At 42.5% G+C, this 17,371-nt stretch carries 10 protein-coding genes; 7 read left to right on the top strand and 3 right to left on the bottom strand.

The features are described from left to right. The coding region (locus tag V7K53_RS26930) for a WD40 repeat domain-containing protein (protein ID WP_335200566.1) at nucleotides 1–683 on the top strand (683 nt) is incomplete at its 5' end. A 245-nt stretch (nucleotides 684–928) separates the two neighbouring features. Here V7K53_RS26930 and V7K53_RS26925 read toward each other — a convergent pair. Both V7K53_RS26925 and V7K53_RS26920 read right to left on the bottom strand, forming a co-directional pair. After that, the gene (locus V7K53_RS26925) at nucleotides 929–2,029 is read right to left on the bottom strand and encodes an aromatic ring-hydroxylating oxygenase subunit alpha (protein ID WP_335200565.1); all 1,101 of its coding nucleotides are present in this window, start codon (nucleotides 2,027–2,029) and stop codon (nucleotides 929–931) included. A gap of 25 nt (nucleotides 2,030–2,054) precedes the next feature. Then, nucleotides 2,055–2,783: a DUF3865 domain-containing protein gene (locus tag V7K53_RS26920; RefSeq protein ID WP_335200564.1), complete on the bottom strand. Its 729-nt coding sequence runs from the start codon at nucleotides 2,781–2,783 to the stop codon at nucleotides 2,055–2,057. 674 nt (nucleotides 2,784–3,457) lie between these two features. Between V7K53_RS26920 and V7K53_RS26915 the strand changes: the two genes are divergently transcribed. Together V7K53_RS26915 and V7K53_RS26910 are read left to right on the top strand one after the other, a co-directional pair. Further along, nucleotides 3,458–5,680, top strand: coding sequence for a sensor histidine kinase (locus V7K53_RS26915; protein WP_335200563.1), 2,223 nt, complete (start codon nucleotides 3,458–3,460; stop codon nucleotides 5,678–5,680). Nucleotides 5,681–5,907: 227 nt separating this feature from the next. Further along, nucleotides 5,908–6,234, top strand: a complete 327-nt coding sequence (locus tag V7K53_RS26910; RefSeq protein WP_335200562.1) for an anti-sigma factor antagonist — start codon at nucleotides 5,908–5,910, stop codon at nucleotides 6,232–6,234. A gap of 50 nt (nucleotides 6,235–6,284) precedes the next feature. Here the strand turns inward: V7K53_RS26910 and V7K53_RS26905 are convergent, their stop codons facing one another. After that, nucleotides 6,285–7,619, bottom strand: coding sequence for a phthiocerol/phthiodiolone dimycocerosyl transferase family protein (locus V7K53_RS26905; protein ID WP_335200561.1), 1,335 nt, complete (start codon nucleotides 7,617–7,619; stop codon nucleotides 6,285–6,287). A 698-nt stretch (nucleotides 7,620–8,317) separates the two neighbouring features. Between V7K53_RS26905 and V7K53_RS26900 the strand changes: the two genes are divergently transcribed. The 4 genes from V7K53_RS26900 (at nucleotide 8,318) to V7K53_RS26885 (ending at nucleotide 17,239) form a co-directional block, all read left to right on the top strand. Further along, complete coding sequence (locus tag V7K53_RS26900) at nucleotides 8,318–13,276, top strand: CHAT domain-containing protein (protein ID WP_335200560.1); 4,959 nt, start codon at nucleotides 8,318–8,320, stop codon at nucleotides 13,274–13,276. Nucleotides 13,277–13,520: 244 nt separating this feature from the next. Then, a complete protein-coding gene (locus V7K53_RS26895) occupies nucleotides 13,521–14,258 on the top strand; it encodes a DUF928 domain-containing protein (RefSeq protein ID WP_335200559.1) in 738 nt (245 codons plus the stop codon). Nucleotides 14,259–14,335: 77 nt separating this feature from the next. Further along, a complete protein-coding gene (locus tag V7K53_RS26890) occupies nucleotides 14,336–16,564 on the top strand; it encodes a CHASE2 domain-containing protein (protein WP_335200558.1) in 2,229 nt (742 codons plus the stop codon). A gap of 165 nt (nucleotides 16,565–16,729) precedes the next feature. Beyond that, on the top strand, nucleotides 16,730–17,239 hold the full coding sequence (locus tag V7K53_RS26885; protein WP_335200557.1) for a HEAT repeat domain-containing protein: 510 nt from the start codon (nucleotides 16,730–16,732) through the stop codon (nucleotides 17,237–17,239). The last annotated feature ends 132 nt before the right edge of the window (nucleotides 17,240–17,371 follow it).

Below are 17,371 nucleotides of genomic sequence, written 5' to 3'. Positions count from 1 at the left end.
ATTCTACAATCCGTTTATGGGATATTCACGGCAACCCCATTGGTCAACCTTGGCACGGACATGAAAAAGAAGTTAATTCTGTCGCCTTTAGCCCTGATAGTCAGTGGGTTGTCAGTGCCAGCAATGATTCTACAATCCGTTTATGGGATATTCACGGCAACCCCATTGGTCAACCTTGGCACGGACATGAAAAAGAAGTTAATTCTGTCGCCTTTAGCCCTCATGGTCAGTGGATTATCAGTGCCAGCAATGATTCTACAATCCGTTTATGGGATATTCACGGCAACCCTATTGGTCAACCTTGGCACGGGCATGAGTATTGGGTAAATTCCGCAGCTTTTAGCCCTGATGGTAGACTGATTGTCAGTGGTAGTCTTGATGGAACAGTCCGCTTGTGGCAATGTGGGTGGCAAGAATGGTTACAAGTTTGCTGTAACAGGTTAAATTATCATCCTGTCTTTCAAAATCCTGAAAATGGCAGTGATGTAGAAATTGCCCACCAAACTTGTCAAAAATATGTATGGAATCCACAATGCCCTAAACAATTGAACAACCAAGGTGAGCTAAAAGAGAAAACGTTTTCAGCAGCTTTGAAGGACTTTAAGCAAGCAGTTCAACTTAATTTCACATCGCACTGGAAACATCGCCTTGCTTGGCAATCAGTACCCACAGAGAACCAATAACTCGGCCTACGGTTTGTTTAACTGTCTAGCAGGTTGACTGGGGGTGATTTTGGTTGTTCAAATTTGAACTGTTTTGGTATCGATCGCGTAGCTGGTTGTGGTTTTAAGTAAAACATGAGAAAAATTCTGAAGCATAAGCTCGACTTTATCCGTTTTTGTGAAACCCAGAACCTAATGCGCTTGCGCGATCGACTTGGGGTTTTGTATCAAGATGAAGACTAAATATACTATTTTAGAGATGTCTATTAGGGTTGGTAGTACTTCGACAAAACTTGATGGAAGTGAGAAATTCCATATTCAATATCTGCAAGCTGAAGTACACCATAAGCTTTGGAATGAACGCTTGCTTGTAGCGATCGCACTACGCTAAAGTCTTCATTTAACACCCGCTCAAATTCAGGTCGAAATTCATCCTGCTTATAAGGAAATGCTGCAATCTGTGCTTTTGTTTGATAAATAAAAACCTCAAACTTAGTTCTTGTGGGAGATAAAGGAGTCAGCCGAAAAACTGAAACTTTGTCTCTTGCAGTATTCACCATCATATTAGGAAAGATGAAGCCCTGATACGATTGTCCCCTTGGTTCTCCTGAAAAAGCGGGATGATCTTTGACCAATTCATCATCTGTAAAGGGAACAAATATCTGATAGTGTCGCCCAGTTGGAGTGTAAATAATATTCTTCGGATCGAAACACTTTAAACTTTGGGCATGAACAACTGACAAGTGATAACACTCTAGATAATTTTCAATGGGAAATTTCCAATTGGCTGGCTCTTCATAAAACCAACGATCGACCTGCTGAAGTTCCTGCCAAGAGTGCTTATATTGCTCTAAATAGGCTGAAAATCCGGCTAAATAACTGACTAACGATTCGCCTTCTGCTTCTGAGCAAACAAAGATAAAGCCGCCCCATGTCTCTACTCGTCCCTTAGCTAGATAGACAGCCGACTTATCTAAATTGGGAAAACACTCAGCGCGAGGTAAACCTTTAAGATTGCCTTCATAATTGAAGTTCCAACCATGATACGGACAACGCACCCGTTGACAATGACCCTGCCCTTGTAATATCTGCGCTCCGCGATGCGGACAAACATTGTGCATTGCTTGCAATTCACCATTATTATCGCGAATCACGAACATGGGCTGATCGCCAACTTGGCAAGTGAGATAATCCCCAGGATTAGGTAGATCGGATTCACGTCCTACAAACTGCCAGGTGTTACCCCAGATAGTTTGCTGCTCGTAAGCAAAAATTTGCTCGCTAAAGTAGTAATCACCGGGTAGTCCAAATTTTGGTTGATTGGTACTAGAAGTGCGATCGAGAAATGAAGGATGGATCGAGATCATATTGTTAAATTCTATTTAATCAGTGCTATTGAGCGATCGCTGTACTCAGAACAACCCCAGATGAGATTGCCTCTTGCGCTAATTCCTGCCACCAAGCTTCCATCGCATCGATCGTTGCCCGAAATCCTGCTGCAAACTCTCCAAATTGTTCGGGTTGGATATATGCTGCCAGAGATGTTCTCAAGCCTGCTTCATGTTCGAGTTCCCACTCGTTTAAATGCTTACTGAAGAAATATTCCAAATCTTTGGGCATTGCTCCTTCTAGTAACCAATTTACAAGTTGCACGATTAGAGTTAATTCTGGAATTGAGGTTGCCTCGATCGCATAGGTTGCCCCAAGCACATTAGGTAGGGGTTGCTCAAATATCGATTGCACAGTTCTTAACAATTTGGATGTAGCAACTGACGGCATTGTATTTTTCACAGCAACACCTAATCCTTGTTCTAACCCTTCAGCTAAAAGCGTGTAATGAGAGATTCCTTGTGTACTTTTGCCCATCTCTTCAGCAATGTTTTCTTTGAGTTCTTGGGCTACAATGTCCCATTCTGCTACCAGCGCTTTCTGTCTTGCTAACTCTGTGAAACCCACCAACTCCTTTGGAAAAATCGAATATTGCTGCATGATATAAGCAATCTGAGCAAAGCTTGCTTGACTCAGCATTTGTGCAACAGGATTTTTTGTAATACTAAATGCCAGGTAATCCTGAGCGAGCAGTTGATTCAGCTGCTGAGTTAGGCGATCGAATGTGTTCACAATTTTAGTCCTTTCAAGAGTTGAAGTAGTTTCGGTCGATTTGTCTCAAAAGTTGGTGTGAATATAAAAAAGGTGATACTAGCGGCAATATCAAAACCAAGCAAAATTGATACGTAAAATTAATACGCATTTCACTGGGCTGATTACCAAGTATTTCTGAATACAGGCAAGGCAAAATTGATACTCAGTTAGCTTGGTTGATTACCAAAGATTGCTGAATACCGATATCAGGACTGAACTTGCAAACAGTTAATTTATGAAGTTTTTGGCATTCTTGATTGCCAAATTTGGTTTTTGGAATCCAAGAAGCTTGAAATTTATTTCTAGAAATATTAAATCATTATAAACATTTATATTTCATTAAGATTATTAAAGTAATGTTTCAATAAAGAAACATTTTTTAATTGGCATTATTTAAGTAAACTTGCTTACTAAATATTAATACTTAGTAAATCAGATTAAATACCCCAAATAGCGGGACACACAGGTATTTATCTTGTTTGCAGAAGCAAGGAACGAGCTTGATTGAGGATAAACTTCGGGAAGATGAAGCACAAATTATCTGACTAAAGTATAAATACAACTAAGTGATTTTTCTGGTATTTGATAGTATGAAGTTTGTGATGGGTAATCTAGGTTAAGCCAAGACCTGAGCGAACCAAGATTTACCACTCATGAAAATACATTCATCTAGCAAAGTCCGTGCATTTTCATTACACCTTGTTCTGATCGTTCCTTTCGTATTGCAAGTTTTTGCGATCGTGGGACTGGTTGGATATCTGTCATTTAAAAATGGCGAGAAAGCGGTGAACAATCTTGCGGATCAGTTGATGGAACGAACCAGTGGTGAAGTAAATCAACATTTGGATGCTTACCTGTCGATTCCCCATAAAGTTATCCAGTTAAATGCGGATGCAATTCGTATGGGATTGCTGAATGTGCGCGATCGCCTCAAGGTTGGCAAGTATTTCTGGCACGAAATGCAAGCCTATGACCTAACTTTTATCAGCTTGAACCTAGCAACTGGGGAAGGGACTGGAGCCGGCCGTTACGATGGCAAAACGGTGACAATCGATGATAATGCAATCAAAACTCCAAGCCTGCCGAAAAATACGAAAACTTACTTAACAGATAATGATGGCAACCCAACCAAAGTGATGACGACTAGTACTTGGGATACCGTCAATGAACTTGCCTATACTGAACCTGTAAAAGCCGGGAAACCTATCTGGGTTCGCATTTATACTTATTACGATCCTGCTTATCCCCCTTATATTGTGGCATCGGCAGGTCGTCCAATTTATGATGCCAGCAAAAAACTGATTGGTGTTGTGGGGGCTGAAATTCACCTGTTGAAACTCAGTGAATTTTTACAAAAATTAAATGTCAGCCGCTTCGGACAAGTTTTTATTATGGAGCGTGATGGTATGTTGGTTGCCAATTCTGCTCGAGAAAAGCCTTTTACCGTAGTCAATAACGAAATTAAACGCCTTAAAGCGATCGACAGCCCCAATCCGGCGGTACAAGACATTGCCAAGCAACTTCAGCAGCGCATTCCAAATTTCCAGTCTATTACCAATACCCAAAAACTGAAAGTTAATGTTCAAGGGGAAAATTTCTATGTGCACATTGTACCTTGGCGTGACCAATATGGTTTGGACTGGTTGGTAGTAGTTGGTATTCCAGAAAAAACTTACATGGCGCAAATCCATGCCAACACCCAAATTAGTATCCTGCTGTGTTTTGGGGCGCTGATAGTAGCAACAACGATTGGCGTATTTACCTCACGCTGGATTGCCCATCCTATCTTGCGCTTGAATCAGACTACCCAGGCAATAGCATTTGGTGATTTACAACAGACACTCGAAGAGGGGAATATCGATGAACTCAACACTCTTGCTCACTCTTTTAATCACATGGCAGGGCAATTGCGCGAATCCTTTGTGGCTTTAGAAAATAGTAATGCAGAGCTGGAAGCGCGAGTCGAACAACGGACTGTTGAACTGAAAACAGCCTTGAGTGAATTGCAACGTACCCAAGCACAAGTAGTTCAAAGTGAAAAAATGTCTAGTCTGGGTCAACTAGTAGCAGGTATTGCCCATGAAATCAATAACCCAGTCAACTTTATTCACGGCAATCTTACTTACTTGGATGAATATACTCAAAACTTGTTACAGATGATTTATCTCTACCAAGAACGCCATTCTAGCCATGACCCAGAAATTCAAGCTTTAGCAGAGGAAATCGATTTAGAATTTCTCGTCGAAGATTTACAAAAGATGCTGTCTTCGATGAAAATGGGGACTGAAAGAATTCGTAATATTGTGCTATCGCTGCGGAATTTTTCGCGTATGGATGAAGCGGAATTTAAGAAGGTTGATATTCATGAAGGTATCGAAAGTACGCTCTTGATTCTGCAACACCGCCTTAAAGATAAACCAGACCGTCCAGCAATTGAAGTTATTAAAGATTATGGCAACTTGCCGCAAGCGGAATGCTATCCTGGTCAACTCAACCAAGTATTGATGAATATTTTGGTAAATGCAATGGATGCCCTTGATGAGTTGGATATCAAGCGTACCTCTCAACAGATACAAGAAAATCCCAGTCAAATTACTATCCGCACTTCAGTAGTTGATTCACAATCAATAGAAATTGCGATCGCTGATAATGCACAAGGAATGCCAGAATCGGTTCAAAGCCGGATCTTCGATCCATTTTTTACTACCAAACCTGTAGGCAAAGGAACAGGCATGGGTATGGCAATCAGCTACCAAATCATTACGGAAAAGCATGGTGGGAAATTGCTATGTTTTTCTAGCCTTGGGGAAGGCACTAATTTCATAATTCAAGTGCCTATCTACCAACAAGCTCCTGAATGCGTCGTCAAAGTATAGACTGTTAAGAGTTCCCTGCCCCTCTACCTACACAGCGATGGGATCTTTTTTGAGTTGGAAGTCCCTTACGCGTAGGCATAGCCCAAAGCTGGTATCACCTGTTCAAAAATTATGTTTCCCATGCCAATTTTCAGCAATATTTTAAGTATAATTGCTTGTTGATAAATTATCTCCGACCTTAAAATCTCACGAATAGGTTCAAATAAACAAGCATAGAGGAAAAAATTATGGCTTTCAGCGTCACACTAGATATCGGCAATGATGTTGCTAAAATCACTTTGTCTGGAGAATTAGATGCAATGACTGCACCCATTTTTAAGACAGAGGTAGAGAAAGCAGCAGCTGAGAATCCAAAACACCTCGTGTTGTTGATGCAAGACTTAGAATATATGGCCAGTGCGGGTCTGCGGGTACTCATTTTTGCTAAACAAACAATAGATGCTAATGCAAATATTTACATAGTTGCGCCGCAAGAAATGGTCTTGGATACACTCAAAAAAACTGGACTTGACCAAAGCCTGCTGATAGTGGATGAATATGATGCTGCTTCCTGAAAAACTTAACTAGCCACTGCCAGAAAAACAAATTTACGCTGGCAGAAACTCTAATCTGAACAAGCATCAACTAGGTAGGCAATAGCATCGTCTGCAAGTGCCGCGATCGTTTCCTGACTGAGTGAAGGCTCAGAAAATATAAAATTCAAAAACATATTTTTCTGAAACCTTAATGCCTCAACCACAAAAACACCTGGAAACACAGATGCTGAAGCTACAGCATTAATTTCTTCGAGTTCAAATACCCCATAGTGATGAAGAATATTAACTAAACCAAGCTTAGTGACTCCAACGCTAGCCATTACTTGATTTAAGAGCATTCCCTTCGTTGCCACTGCCAGTCCAGATGCTAGCATCATACTAAATAGATCGTTGCGCTGGATATTCGTAGCGATTTGTTGTTTCACATCGCGTGCTAAATCCCAAAAGGACATACTTGGTTTTAGGGTGTGAAATGTAACAGTGGATGAAGCTAAAGACCCCATCTGCTCATCACTAATTATTGGTTGGATGCGGCGACGCAGGTCTGCAAATGACTGACAACTCAAACAGATATCTCGCTTTTTTCCACCTGTTATTTTATTCGCAGCTGCAAGCATCATGGCAGCACACAAAGCACTCTGTTCGCTCGCTTTCTCCTTTCTGTAAACTTCATTGAACCGTTGGGTGAAAGTTTCATCAAGCTGGCGATAAACAACGTTAGCACGACGTAATTCTGGTGTTTGATACTGCTCAAAACCTAAAGTTTCAGGACGATGGGCGACATATTGCCTGACAAGTCGCAACAGACAATCGATCGTATTTACCACACCACTGTATCCTTGCATTGAGGGAGGGAAAAGCTCTGGCAATGCAGGCAGCACAGGCAAACGCACCACTGTTTCGACAGGTTCGCCTGCTGCTATCTTTTGACAGTACGTCAAGATATCTGCTTGCAGTCGGATGCAGAATGTGCCATCTGCAACACCATGATGTAAGGTGACAATCAAAAAGCTGACTGTTGATTCCTTGGGTTCGCCGACAGGTTGCACCAACACAGCACGCATGAGATATTTGTCGCTTTCAATTTTTTGATTTAGTTCTTGCAAAACAATATTTTGCCACTGATTATCATTTTGGCTATGTACTAGTTGCAACGGGATCGTCACGCCTCCCTCTTCAAAGCGTGGGGAATTGGTAGAAGCAACGATCCGACAATTTAGACGTGGGTGGCGACGTTGGATCAAGTCAATTGCTTGTCTGACAATGGCTGCACTCAGGGGTCCTCTAATACGGTTAATGACAACGTTAGTTAATGCGCCCCCAAGCTGATTTGCAATTTCAAACACGCGTTCGTCAGGAGAGAGTATTCTATTTACATTCAAAGTGGAAGAATTTATCTGCATATATAAATTACTCAAATACAATGTTAATATGTGGGCAATTGAGTGCTTAAATAGTTCAACCAACGACTGAGAGCGATCGCCCCATCAACTGTTCCTAAAACGCGATCCTTACTTTCGAGCTATAAATCTTATTATTGGTTAAATAGTCTTCTATATTTCTGCCTAGAGACCATTTATAAAGTAAATCTTTAAACTACAAGACGACGCAGCATGTATTCGTGAAAGGTTAAGGTCGAGCATCTTAAAATGATTTGTTCTTTAATAGATAGTTTTGGTTTACGACCTCCTCATATAACAATAATTTTCACTTTTTTCAATTCTAATCAAGCTTGTTTTTCATGATACAATCGCTGTGTATTTAAGATTAATTGTTGTAATTGTTAATACTGCAAAACACTCAAAGGCTTTGTTTTTTAGGATGGTCTTCAATATAATTCAGTATGTCGCTCATATTTCTGTGTAAAAAAAGCTTTATGATGTTCTTCTATCACAGAATGATACTATTTTAGAGATATCTACTATTTGGACTTTGGACAAAAAGAAGATAGTTCGCAAGTGTTCTTTCCCCTCTGTTGGCTACGAGGCAAAGTTTGTGTGGCGCACCACTAGAATTATGGCGATCGCACATAGCAATAACGCTCAAGATGATGGCTTTGATTTCCAAGTGAATTATCAACTTTAAGCTTGGGGAATTGGCAGTGAACAGAAAAAATCAAAAGTCAAAAGGAAATAGTAGGTTGGCAAGGCAGTACGTTGGCGTTAGCGAAGCGGTAGCGAGTCATCGAGCGTCGGCAGTTGCGCACTTCTTCTTACAGCGTCTTTGCCAGCAGAAGCAACTAGTGTTTAAAACTCAGGATGCTTCATTGCCGATCGCCCTTACCCTATGCTTTTGGTTAAGTAACATTGCTGCCAAACCTGTACTTGGACAATCCATCGTTCCAGCTAATGATGGGACAGGGACAGTTGTGATTCAAGAGGGGAATCGCATCGATATTCAAGGGGGTAAGCTTTCTGGCGATCGGGCGAACCTATTTCACAGCTTGGAGAAATTTGGACTCAATCAGCAGCAGATTGCCAATTTTCTCTCGAATCCCGATATTCATAACATTCTCACACGAGTTGTCGGCGGAGATCCTTCAACCATCAATGGATTGATTCAGGTAACTGGAGGAAATTCCAACTTATTCATCATGAATCCAGCAGGAATAATCTTTGGACCGAATGCCCAACTTAACCTTCCGGCTGACTTTACGGTAACGACTGCTACAGCAATTGGCTTTGAAAATCGCCTTTGGTTTAATGCAGTCGGTAAAAATGATTACTTAAATTTAAATGGCAATCCCTCTGGGTTTGCCTTTGATTTCGCCAATCCTGGGACTATTATCAATGCTGGTAGTTTGTCAGTTTTAGAAAAACACAATCTGACTTTAATCGGTGGGAATATCGTCAATACGGCTACATTGAGCGCACCCGGCGGAAATATCACTATTGCAGCAGTACCGGGGACAAACCTGATTCGGATCTCTCAAGCGGGAAACCTGCTGAGTCTAGAATTAGAACTGCCAAGAAATACAACAGAGCAACACCTAGCAATTAACCCTCTGGATTTGCCAACGCTGTTAACCCAAGGGGCTAAGGGACTAAATCTTGGTGTAAGACCTAGTTTAGATGCTGGCACAGTACAGTTAACACCATCTGGTACAACTATCCCAACTACCGCAGGAACTACGATCGCTTCTGGAACCCTAGATGTTTCCAATACAGGAGTTATGCAGACAGGTGGTGCAGTAAACGTCTTGGGCGATCGCGTCGGATTGATTGGCGCTAACATTAATGCCTCTGGGACAAATGGTGGCGGCATCGTCAGGATTGGAGGAGACTACAAAGGTCAAGGGATCTTGCCCAATGCCTTACAGACGTTTGTTAGCAGTGATTCGGTAATTAATGCTAACGCACTGCTAAACGGTGATGGCGGTCGGGCGATCGTTTGGTCAGATAATAACACCCAGTTCTTTGGTAAGATCGACGCCATCGGGGGGCTTAACACTGGGAATGGCGGGTTAGTAGAAGTATCTAGCAAAGGATTGCTCTTATTTCAAGGCTTGGTTGATTTGCGATCGCGTAGCGTGTCCGCAGGCGAGAGTCCTGCGGGTGAAGTCGGCACGCTCCTGCTAGATCCGACTGATATCACCATCAGCAGCGCGATGGATACCGCCAGTATGACCTTCGGTAGTGGGATATTTGCTGACACCACCACAACCTCTTCTAATCTCAACTCGACTACGCTACAAAATCAACTAGCTTTGAGTAATGTTACTGTTTCGACAACATCGGGTTTGGCTGGTAAAGGGGATATTACAGTCAGCAATCCGATCTCATGGAGCAGTGGTTCTTCCTTGAAATTAGCTGCCGATCGCAATATCAACATCAATGCCAACATCAGTACAACGGGTACTGCCAATGCAAATCTAACGTTAGAAGCTAATAACAATATTTTTATCAACTCAAGTGCCAAGCTAACAGCCAGTGGCGCAGGGAAGTTGGATGTCACCCTCAATGCAGATCGAGACGGTATCAATGGAGGAGCGATCGCCCTCAAAAGCGGTGCTGCGATCGATTCTAATGGAGGCAATATAGTTCTGGGCGGTAGTAGTAACCCCTTAAACGAGCCGGCACAAGGAACAGCAGCAAATCCCATTGGAATCAGCCTTGATAGAGCTACTCTCAATTCTGGAACTGGCAATATTTCGATTAAAGGTCAGGGAAACAACGCTGATGCTAGCGAGCAGAAGGGCATTTTGCTGAATAATAGCAGCATCATGACTGGAAATGGAGATATCAGCTTAACTGGCATAGGCTACGGGAATGGAAACAACAACAACGGGATTCAGCTTAACAATAGCCTGGTGAGTTCCACTGGCACTGGGAGGATTACACTTCAAGGTACTAGTAACGCTAGGGGAGGTAGGGACAACGACGGCATTGAAGTAAACAGTAGCATCATCACCGCGACTAAGACGGGGACAATTAATCTAGAGGGGATTGCCGGAGTCGGGACTGATATTAGTGAGGGGATATATATCAGTGCCAATTCCAGAGTCCGTTCAGCCAATGGAAATATCAGCCTCATGGGTACTGGCGGGAACGGAGAGGGAAATCGTAACTTCGGCATTTTACTGGAAGACGGCGCAGAGGTGGAATCAACGGGGACAGGAAATATAACCTTAGAAGGCGCCAGTAGAAACAGTACAGAAGGAATTAGCATTAAGAACAGTTCCATTAACCCCACTGGAACAGGTAGTGGTACGATCGCCCTGACTGCTGATGAAATGAACTTCCTTGGCTCCACCCAAATCAAAGGTACTGGTATCCTTCAGTTGCAGCCTCGTACTCCTAGCTTAGACATTACCTTGGGTGGCAACATTAACGATGTCCGTTTAAATCTAAATGCCAGTAAATTAAACACCTGGCAAAATGGCTTTTCTCAAATATTTATCGGGCGAGATAATAGCAGCGGTGCAATTACGTTGACTGGTGATGTGACTTTCAATGACCCGGTTACTTTGCGATCGCCCTTTGGCTCAGGTTCCATCAACACCAGTGGATTTCAACTCACTGGAGCCGACAATGCCACCCTTAACCTGCAAGCCAACCAAAACATTACCACTGACGATGTGGTAAATCAAGGTCGAGAGATTAGAATAACCAGTACCAGTGGCAATATCAATACCAGTGCGGGAACTCTCAACACTAGTTCTACAACTGGGAATGGGGGAGCGATCGCTCTAGAAAGCGGCGATGCCATTTCCACGGGCAACCTTAACAGTTCAGGAGTTAACGGTGGTGCCATCATCGCCAAAACTGCCACCAATATTACCACTGGCGCAATTGATTCCAGCAGTAGTTTCGGCAACGCTGGCAATGTCACCCTTGACTCCAGCCGTGACATTCAAGCTACCCAGATTAACGCCCAAGGTGGGAAAAACGGTAGAGGTGGTGACATAGATATCACCGCTAGACAATTTTTCCGAGTAACAGACACCTTTACCGACAGCAACAGCGGTCTGGCTAGCATTTCTAGCCTTGGCAGTAACGGTGGGGGAGACATCACAATCCGGCATGGAGGAGGCAGCTTAAATCCGTTTCAGATTGGCAATGCCTCCGTAAATGGTACAGCTGGTGCGATCGTTGGCGGGAAAATCTCTATCATCCCCCCTCCACTTCCAACTGAGACTCCACTTGTTAAATTTAATCCTGTCGATCTCACCAATCCCTTTCCTCTTATCCAGCAACCAGAAGTAACCTTCGCCTCCACACAAGCAACTGACACTAACATGCCAGAACTGGAGGAAGTCTTCACCAAGACTTTTGAGAACCATTTGGGTATCAGCAATGTCCGCATCAAAACCTTAAAAGAAGCCCAGGCTATATTGCGCCGAATTGAACAAGCCACTGGCGTTAAACCTGCCCTGATTTATGTCTTGTTTCAACCCCAAACCGAGCAAGACTTCAAATCTCAACAAGACGAGACTGCCAAGCAACGGGAAGCTATCTGGGAATTCCATTCTCAAAGTTTGGAGCAGCGCCGACAGCAAGTACAACCCACTACGCAACAAGCTCAAGATAACTACCAGCTCGAACTAGTGATGGTCACTTCCTCTGGAACACCAATCAGACGGCAGATTAAGGGAGCGACACGAGAGCAAGTCCTCAAAAACGCTCAAGAATTCCAAGCAGCTATCACTAACATTCAACGCTCTCCCCCTTACCTGCCTTTGGCTCAAAAGCTCTATAAGTGGCTGCTTGAACCTTTGGAAAAGGATTTACAAGCTCAAAAAATTACGAATCTCAGCTTTTTGATGGACGCAGGTTTACGCTCCCTGCCGATCGCCGCCCTGCATGACGGGCAAGGGTTTATTGTAGAAAGATACAGCGTTGGTCTTATGCCCAGCCTATCACTTACTGATACTCGCTATGCGGATGTGAGAAATCAGCAAGTCTTAGCAATGGGAGCCGATCGCTTCCCCGATCAAAAGCCCTTACCAGCAGCTTCAGTAGAGTTGTCTTTAATCGTTAGTCAATTGTGGTCTGGCAAGTCTTTCCTCAACGAAAACTTCACCGTGGAAAAGCTCAAACAAGCCCGCGCCTTACAGACGTTTGGTATTGTCCATTTCTCTACCCATGCCAACTTTCAGCCTGGTAATATCAATAAATCCTATATTGAGTTTTGGTATAGCAAATTACTAATTAGCCAATTGCGGCAGTTGAAGTTAAGTCAGCCACCAGTGGAACTATTGGTTTTGAGTGCCTGTCGTACAGCATTAGGGAACCCAGAAGCGGAGTTGGGATTTGCAGGCTTGGCAGTGTTAGCAGGAGTGAAATCAGCGATGGGCAGTCTATGGTCTGTCAACGATGAAAGCACAATGGCACTAATGACAAGTTTCTACGAGAAATTGAAAGAAACTCCGATTAAAGCCGAGGCTCTCCGGCAAGCACAGGTAGCAATGCTCAAGGGTCAGGTGCGACTAGAGAAGGGTCGGTTGGTAACAGCGAGTAAGAGCTTTCTTTTACCGCCGGAGTTAGGACAGATAGGAGACAAAGAATTTGCTCATCCCTACTATTGGAGCGGTTTCACGCTCGTCGGCAATCCCTGGTAAGGGAGCAATACGGTTCGGCTAAAGGTAAAAGAGTGTAAGACATGATATATAAGGTTTTTTGTCTTTTAACCTTTTCCCTTTCCTCCAAAACCCAACAAGTATTGGAAAGGGTTTTTTCTGAGCCGCTTTCCCCTTTACCCCTTACCCTTTTCCCCACTTCTGCAAGAATGATCGGTCTTCAACCGGACATGATATGATTTGCTGCTTCAAATATTTACGTTCAACAGAAGTCTTTACGCGGATCATGAATTTACCAAAATCTTTTCTGTTTTTAGCGATCTTTGTTAGCGCACTTTCGCCCACCATTGTCACTTTTGCTAGCTTGCCATCACAGCGATCGCCATCCAACTTGGAGTGGAAAGTTAGTCTCAAATTCCCACCTGTAGATGACCGAGGAGCGCCCTCTCAAACATTGGGTGGAGGAACGCGTGGCTCTTCTTGTATCGATAGCAGCGGAATACCGATAACGCCTTTGATGCCGTCAAAAAATAATTTTGGGAAAACGGTTGCAGCCAATCCAACACTATATTGGTACATTCCTCAAAATACTGCCCAATCTGGAGAATTGGCTTTGACAGATGAAGCCGGAAATCAGGTTTATCTGACAACCTTTAAACTACCTAGTACTCCTGGCATTATTAAACTGGACTTACCAGCAAATGTTCCTCTCCAAATTGGCAAGTATTATCGATGGTACTTCACGATGATTTGCGATTTTCAAGACCGCGCTCAGGATCAATTTGTCAAGGGATTACTCCAGCGTACCGAAGTAAGCTCATCCCTGAAGAGTCAGCTAGCTGGGGCAGGACTTCTAGAACAGGCAAAAATTTATGCAGAGTCTCAAATTTGGCAGGAAGCACTGAATACCGTTGCTCAATTGCGCCGCGAGAAGCCAACTGAATGGGAAGAACTTTTACAATCAGTTGGTCTAGGGGCGATCGCCAAAGAACCTTTCCTTGACTGCTGCACGAGCGATCGCTAACCTCAGTACAGCTAGATATCGGCAAAGTTAAAACGGCTACTTTGCTAACCTGAAAAATTAATTTTGGTGCAAAAAAGATGATGTGGAGAAAGTGGAAAAAGCTACTGTGGCAATGGCGCGGTGTTTTGATTACTACTCCTAGTGTCGCTGGTGTAGTCATCTTATTACGCTTTGCTGGTTTAATGCAGCCTTGGGAGTTGGCGATTTTTGATCAATATATGCGTCTGCGACCCCAAGAAATACCCGATGATCGGATTGTCATTGTCGGAGTAAATCTTGCAGACATGAAAAAAATTCGTCAGCCAATCGTTCCAGATGGTCTGTATGCTCAATTGTTGCAAAAATTAAAAGCCAGGAAACCGCGAGCTATTGGTTTAGATATCTACCGCGATTTACCTGTAGAACCAGGACATCAAGAATTAACCAAAGTATTTGCATCTACCCCCAATTTAGTCGGGATTCAGAGAGTGGTAGGAGATAACCAACGCGAGCCAATTGACCCGCCATCAGCACTCAAAGATAAAGGGCAAGTAGGTGCAAATGATTTGGTTTTGGATGCAGATAAAAAGGTAAGACGGGGTTTGCTCTACTTAACAGATAAAAATGGAGAGACTATTTACAGTTTTGCCTTATATTTAGCTTTACTTTATCTTGATACCGAAGGTATTGCACCGGAAACTTCTGGACAGACAAAAAATTGGCAGTTAGGAAAGACAAGATTTATCCCCTTTGCCGCTAATGATGGTGGCTATGTGCGAGCTGATGACCGTGGCTACCAAATTTTAATTAATTACAGGGGGCCAGCCAGGCGCTTTTCTACAGTTACGATGACAGATATTTTGGAAGACAAGATCCCACCAGAATGGGGACGCGATCGCATTATTTTGATTGGTAACGTCAGCGAGAGTTTTGAGGATTTATTCTTCACTCCCTATAGTAGTGATTTGTTGACTTCCCCAGAACCTATGCCTGGGGTAGAAATTCATGCAAATATGGCTAGCCAAATTATCAGTGCAGCTACAGCAGGTCGTCCACTAATTAAGAGTTGGTCGCAGCCAGTGGAAATAGGATGGATTTTTCTGTGGTCTTTTGTGGGTGCAAGTCTAACTTGGCAATGGCGATATGCAGGCGGGATAAAATTTTTATCCCTCCAGAAAATAACTAGCCCAATTTTGGCCGCAGGTGTGCTATTGGCTAGTACTTATGCAGCCTTTATCGCCAGTTGGTGGATACCTATAGTACCACCATTATTAGCTCTGTTGGGATCTGCGATCGCTATTACAGTCTACATCGCCCGTACTGCTGGAGAAATTCGTTATACATTTGGGCGTTACTTAAGCAAAGAAGTAGTCACTACCTTATTAGAAAGCCCAAAAGGTTTACAGCTTGGGGGCGAACGGCGCAAAATCACCATACTCGTCTCCGATTTAAGAGGATTTACCAGTATTTCTGAGCAATTACCCCCGGAAAAGGTTGTTCAAGTTCTCAACTTTTATTTATCATCAATGGCAGATATCATTACTCAGTATCAAGGAACCATTGATGAATTTACAGGTGATGGTATTTTAGTGCTGTTTGGTGCGCCTACTGCCAAAGAAGACGACACTACAAGGGCTATTGCTTGTGCGATCGCTATGCAGTTAGCAATGACGAGTATAAATGAAAAGATGCAGCAGTGGAATCTGCCGCCATTAGAAATGGGAATAGCTGCCAACACAGGCGAAGTTGTTGTTGGAAATATTGGTTCTTATATCCGAACCAAATATGGTGTAGTCGGTAGCCAGGTGAATCTCACCTATCGTATTGAATCCTATACAATTGGAGGACAGATTGTTATTTCAGAATCGACATTTAAAGAAGTAGAGTCAATTGTTAAAGTCTGTGGACAAAAGCAAGTACAAGTAAAAGGAATTAAACTACCGATAAATATTTATGAAGTTAGGGGGATTATTGGAGAATATAATCTCTTTCTAACTCAAGAAGAAGAAAGATTACTACCTTTAGCTGAAGCAATACCAATAGAATATACGATTCTAGATGAAAAGCACATTGAAAAAACCATTTTTCAAGGTAGTCTAGTTAAACTTTCCACTAAGGGGGCTGAGGTACGTCCCAAGGATATAGAAAAGGATATCATTCCTTCTTTCTTCAGTAATATTAAATTAGTTTTATCACCAAATTCTACAAAAGAATTGAGCGTTGATATTTATGCGAAAGTTTTAGAAAAACCAATAGAAGATGGGGTATTTTATATCTGCTTTACTACTAAAAGTTCTGAGATAAAAGTAATTCTTAGTAAGATTTAAGTAGGTAGGTGTAAATATTTGTCGTTGGGATAAAACAAGAGGCAAAGTTTTTCGTTGGCAAAGCTACAGAGCATCTTTATGGAGTTGTGAGTATTCTTTTGGGTAGCAGCTCTAATGGAGTTGATTTTTTTAACCAAAATATCACTAATATTAACAGGCTATAAGATGATAAGTAACACGATTGAAAAATACCTGAAATTATTCAAGGATTCTCCAAGACCCACTGAATCATCAAGACTTTTAGAGGAGATGAACAAGGAATTTGAGGCATCACCTCCTTCAGTTAGCGAAGTGATTCAGGAGTTGGAAAAATATGCTTCAAATCCAGAAGATTATCCTGGGGCTTCGTTTGTCATGATGGCAGCATGGCGTAACCTATCAAAGGATTACATACCTATACTTTGTCAAATCCTCAATGATGAGAGCAATAATGGTCTTCATGAATCAGTTATTGAACTTTTGGATGTATTGCGCGATGAAAGAGCAATTCCTGCATTATCCAAGGCATTGACATACCGATGGTCTTATGATACATGGCTCAATGTGCCAAGAAAGTCTCTCCTGGCATTAGCAGAAATCGGAACTCCTGAAGCGAAGATGATTATAGAGTCGGCTGCTCAATCCCCCCAAGAGCTAATCAGTGAAGATGCAAATCTGATATTAGACAATTGGTAAATTGATTAATCCACCAAGCATAAAATGCAAACAATACCTCCATACAAACAGCCATGAAACTAAAAATAACTATCCAATAACTATTTTTAGCGACTTGCTTTCCAACAGGCATTCAGTTACACCTTGAATCTG

It is taken from the genome of Nostoc sp. (assembly GCF_036917355.1).
In the GTDB taxonomy this organism is placed as follows: Bacteria; Cyanobacteriota; Cyanobacteriia; order Cyanobacteriales; family Nostocaceae; genus Nostoc.
This window is presented reverse-complemented; position numbering and strand designations above follow the sequence as displayed.

Coding starts and splice junctions, on each gene's coding strand:
- V7K53_RS26925 (WP_335200565.1), bottom strand. CDS start 2,029: ATGATCTCGATCCATCCTTCATTTCTCGATCGCACTTCTAGTACCAAT.
- V7K53_RS26915 (WP_335200563.1), top strand. CDS start 3,458: ATGAAAATACATTCATCTAGCAAAGTCCGTGCATTTTCATTACACCTT.
- V7K53_RS26910 (WP_335200562.1), top strand. CDS start 5,908: ATGGCTTTCAGCGTCACACTAGATATCGGCAATGATGTTGCTAAAATC.
- V7K53_RS26905 (WP_335200561.1), bottom strand. CDS start 7,619: ATGCAGATAAATTCTTCCACTTTGAATGTAAATAGAATACTCTCTCCT.
- V7K53_RS26895 (WP_335200559.1), top strand. CDS start 13,521: ATGAATTTACCAAAATCTTTTCTGTTTTTAGCGATCTTTGTTAGCGCA.
- V7K53_RS26890 (WP_335200558.1), top strand. CDS start 14,336: ATGATGTGGAGAAAGTGGAAAAAGCTACTGTGGCAATGGCGCGGTGTT.
- V7K53_RS26885 (WP_335200557.1), top strand. CDS start 16,730: ATGATAAGTAACACGATTGAAAAATACCTGAAATTATTCAAGGATTCT.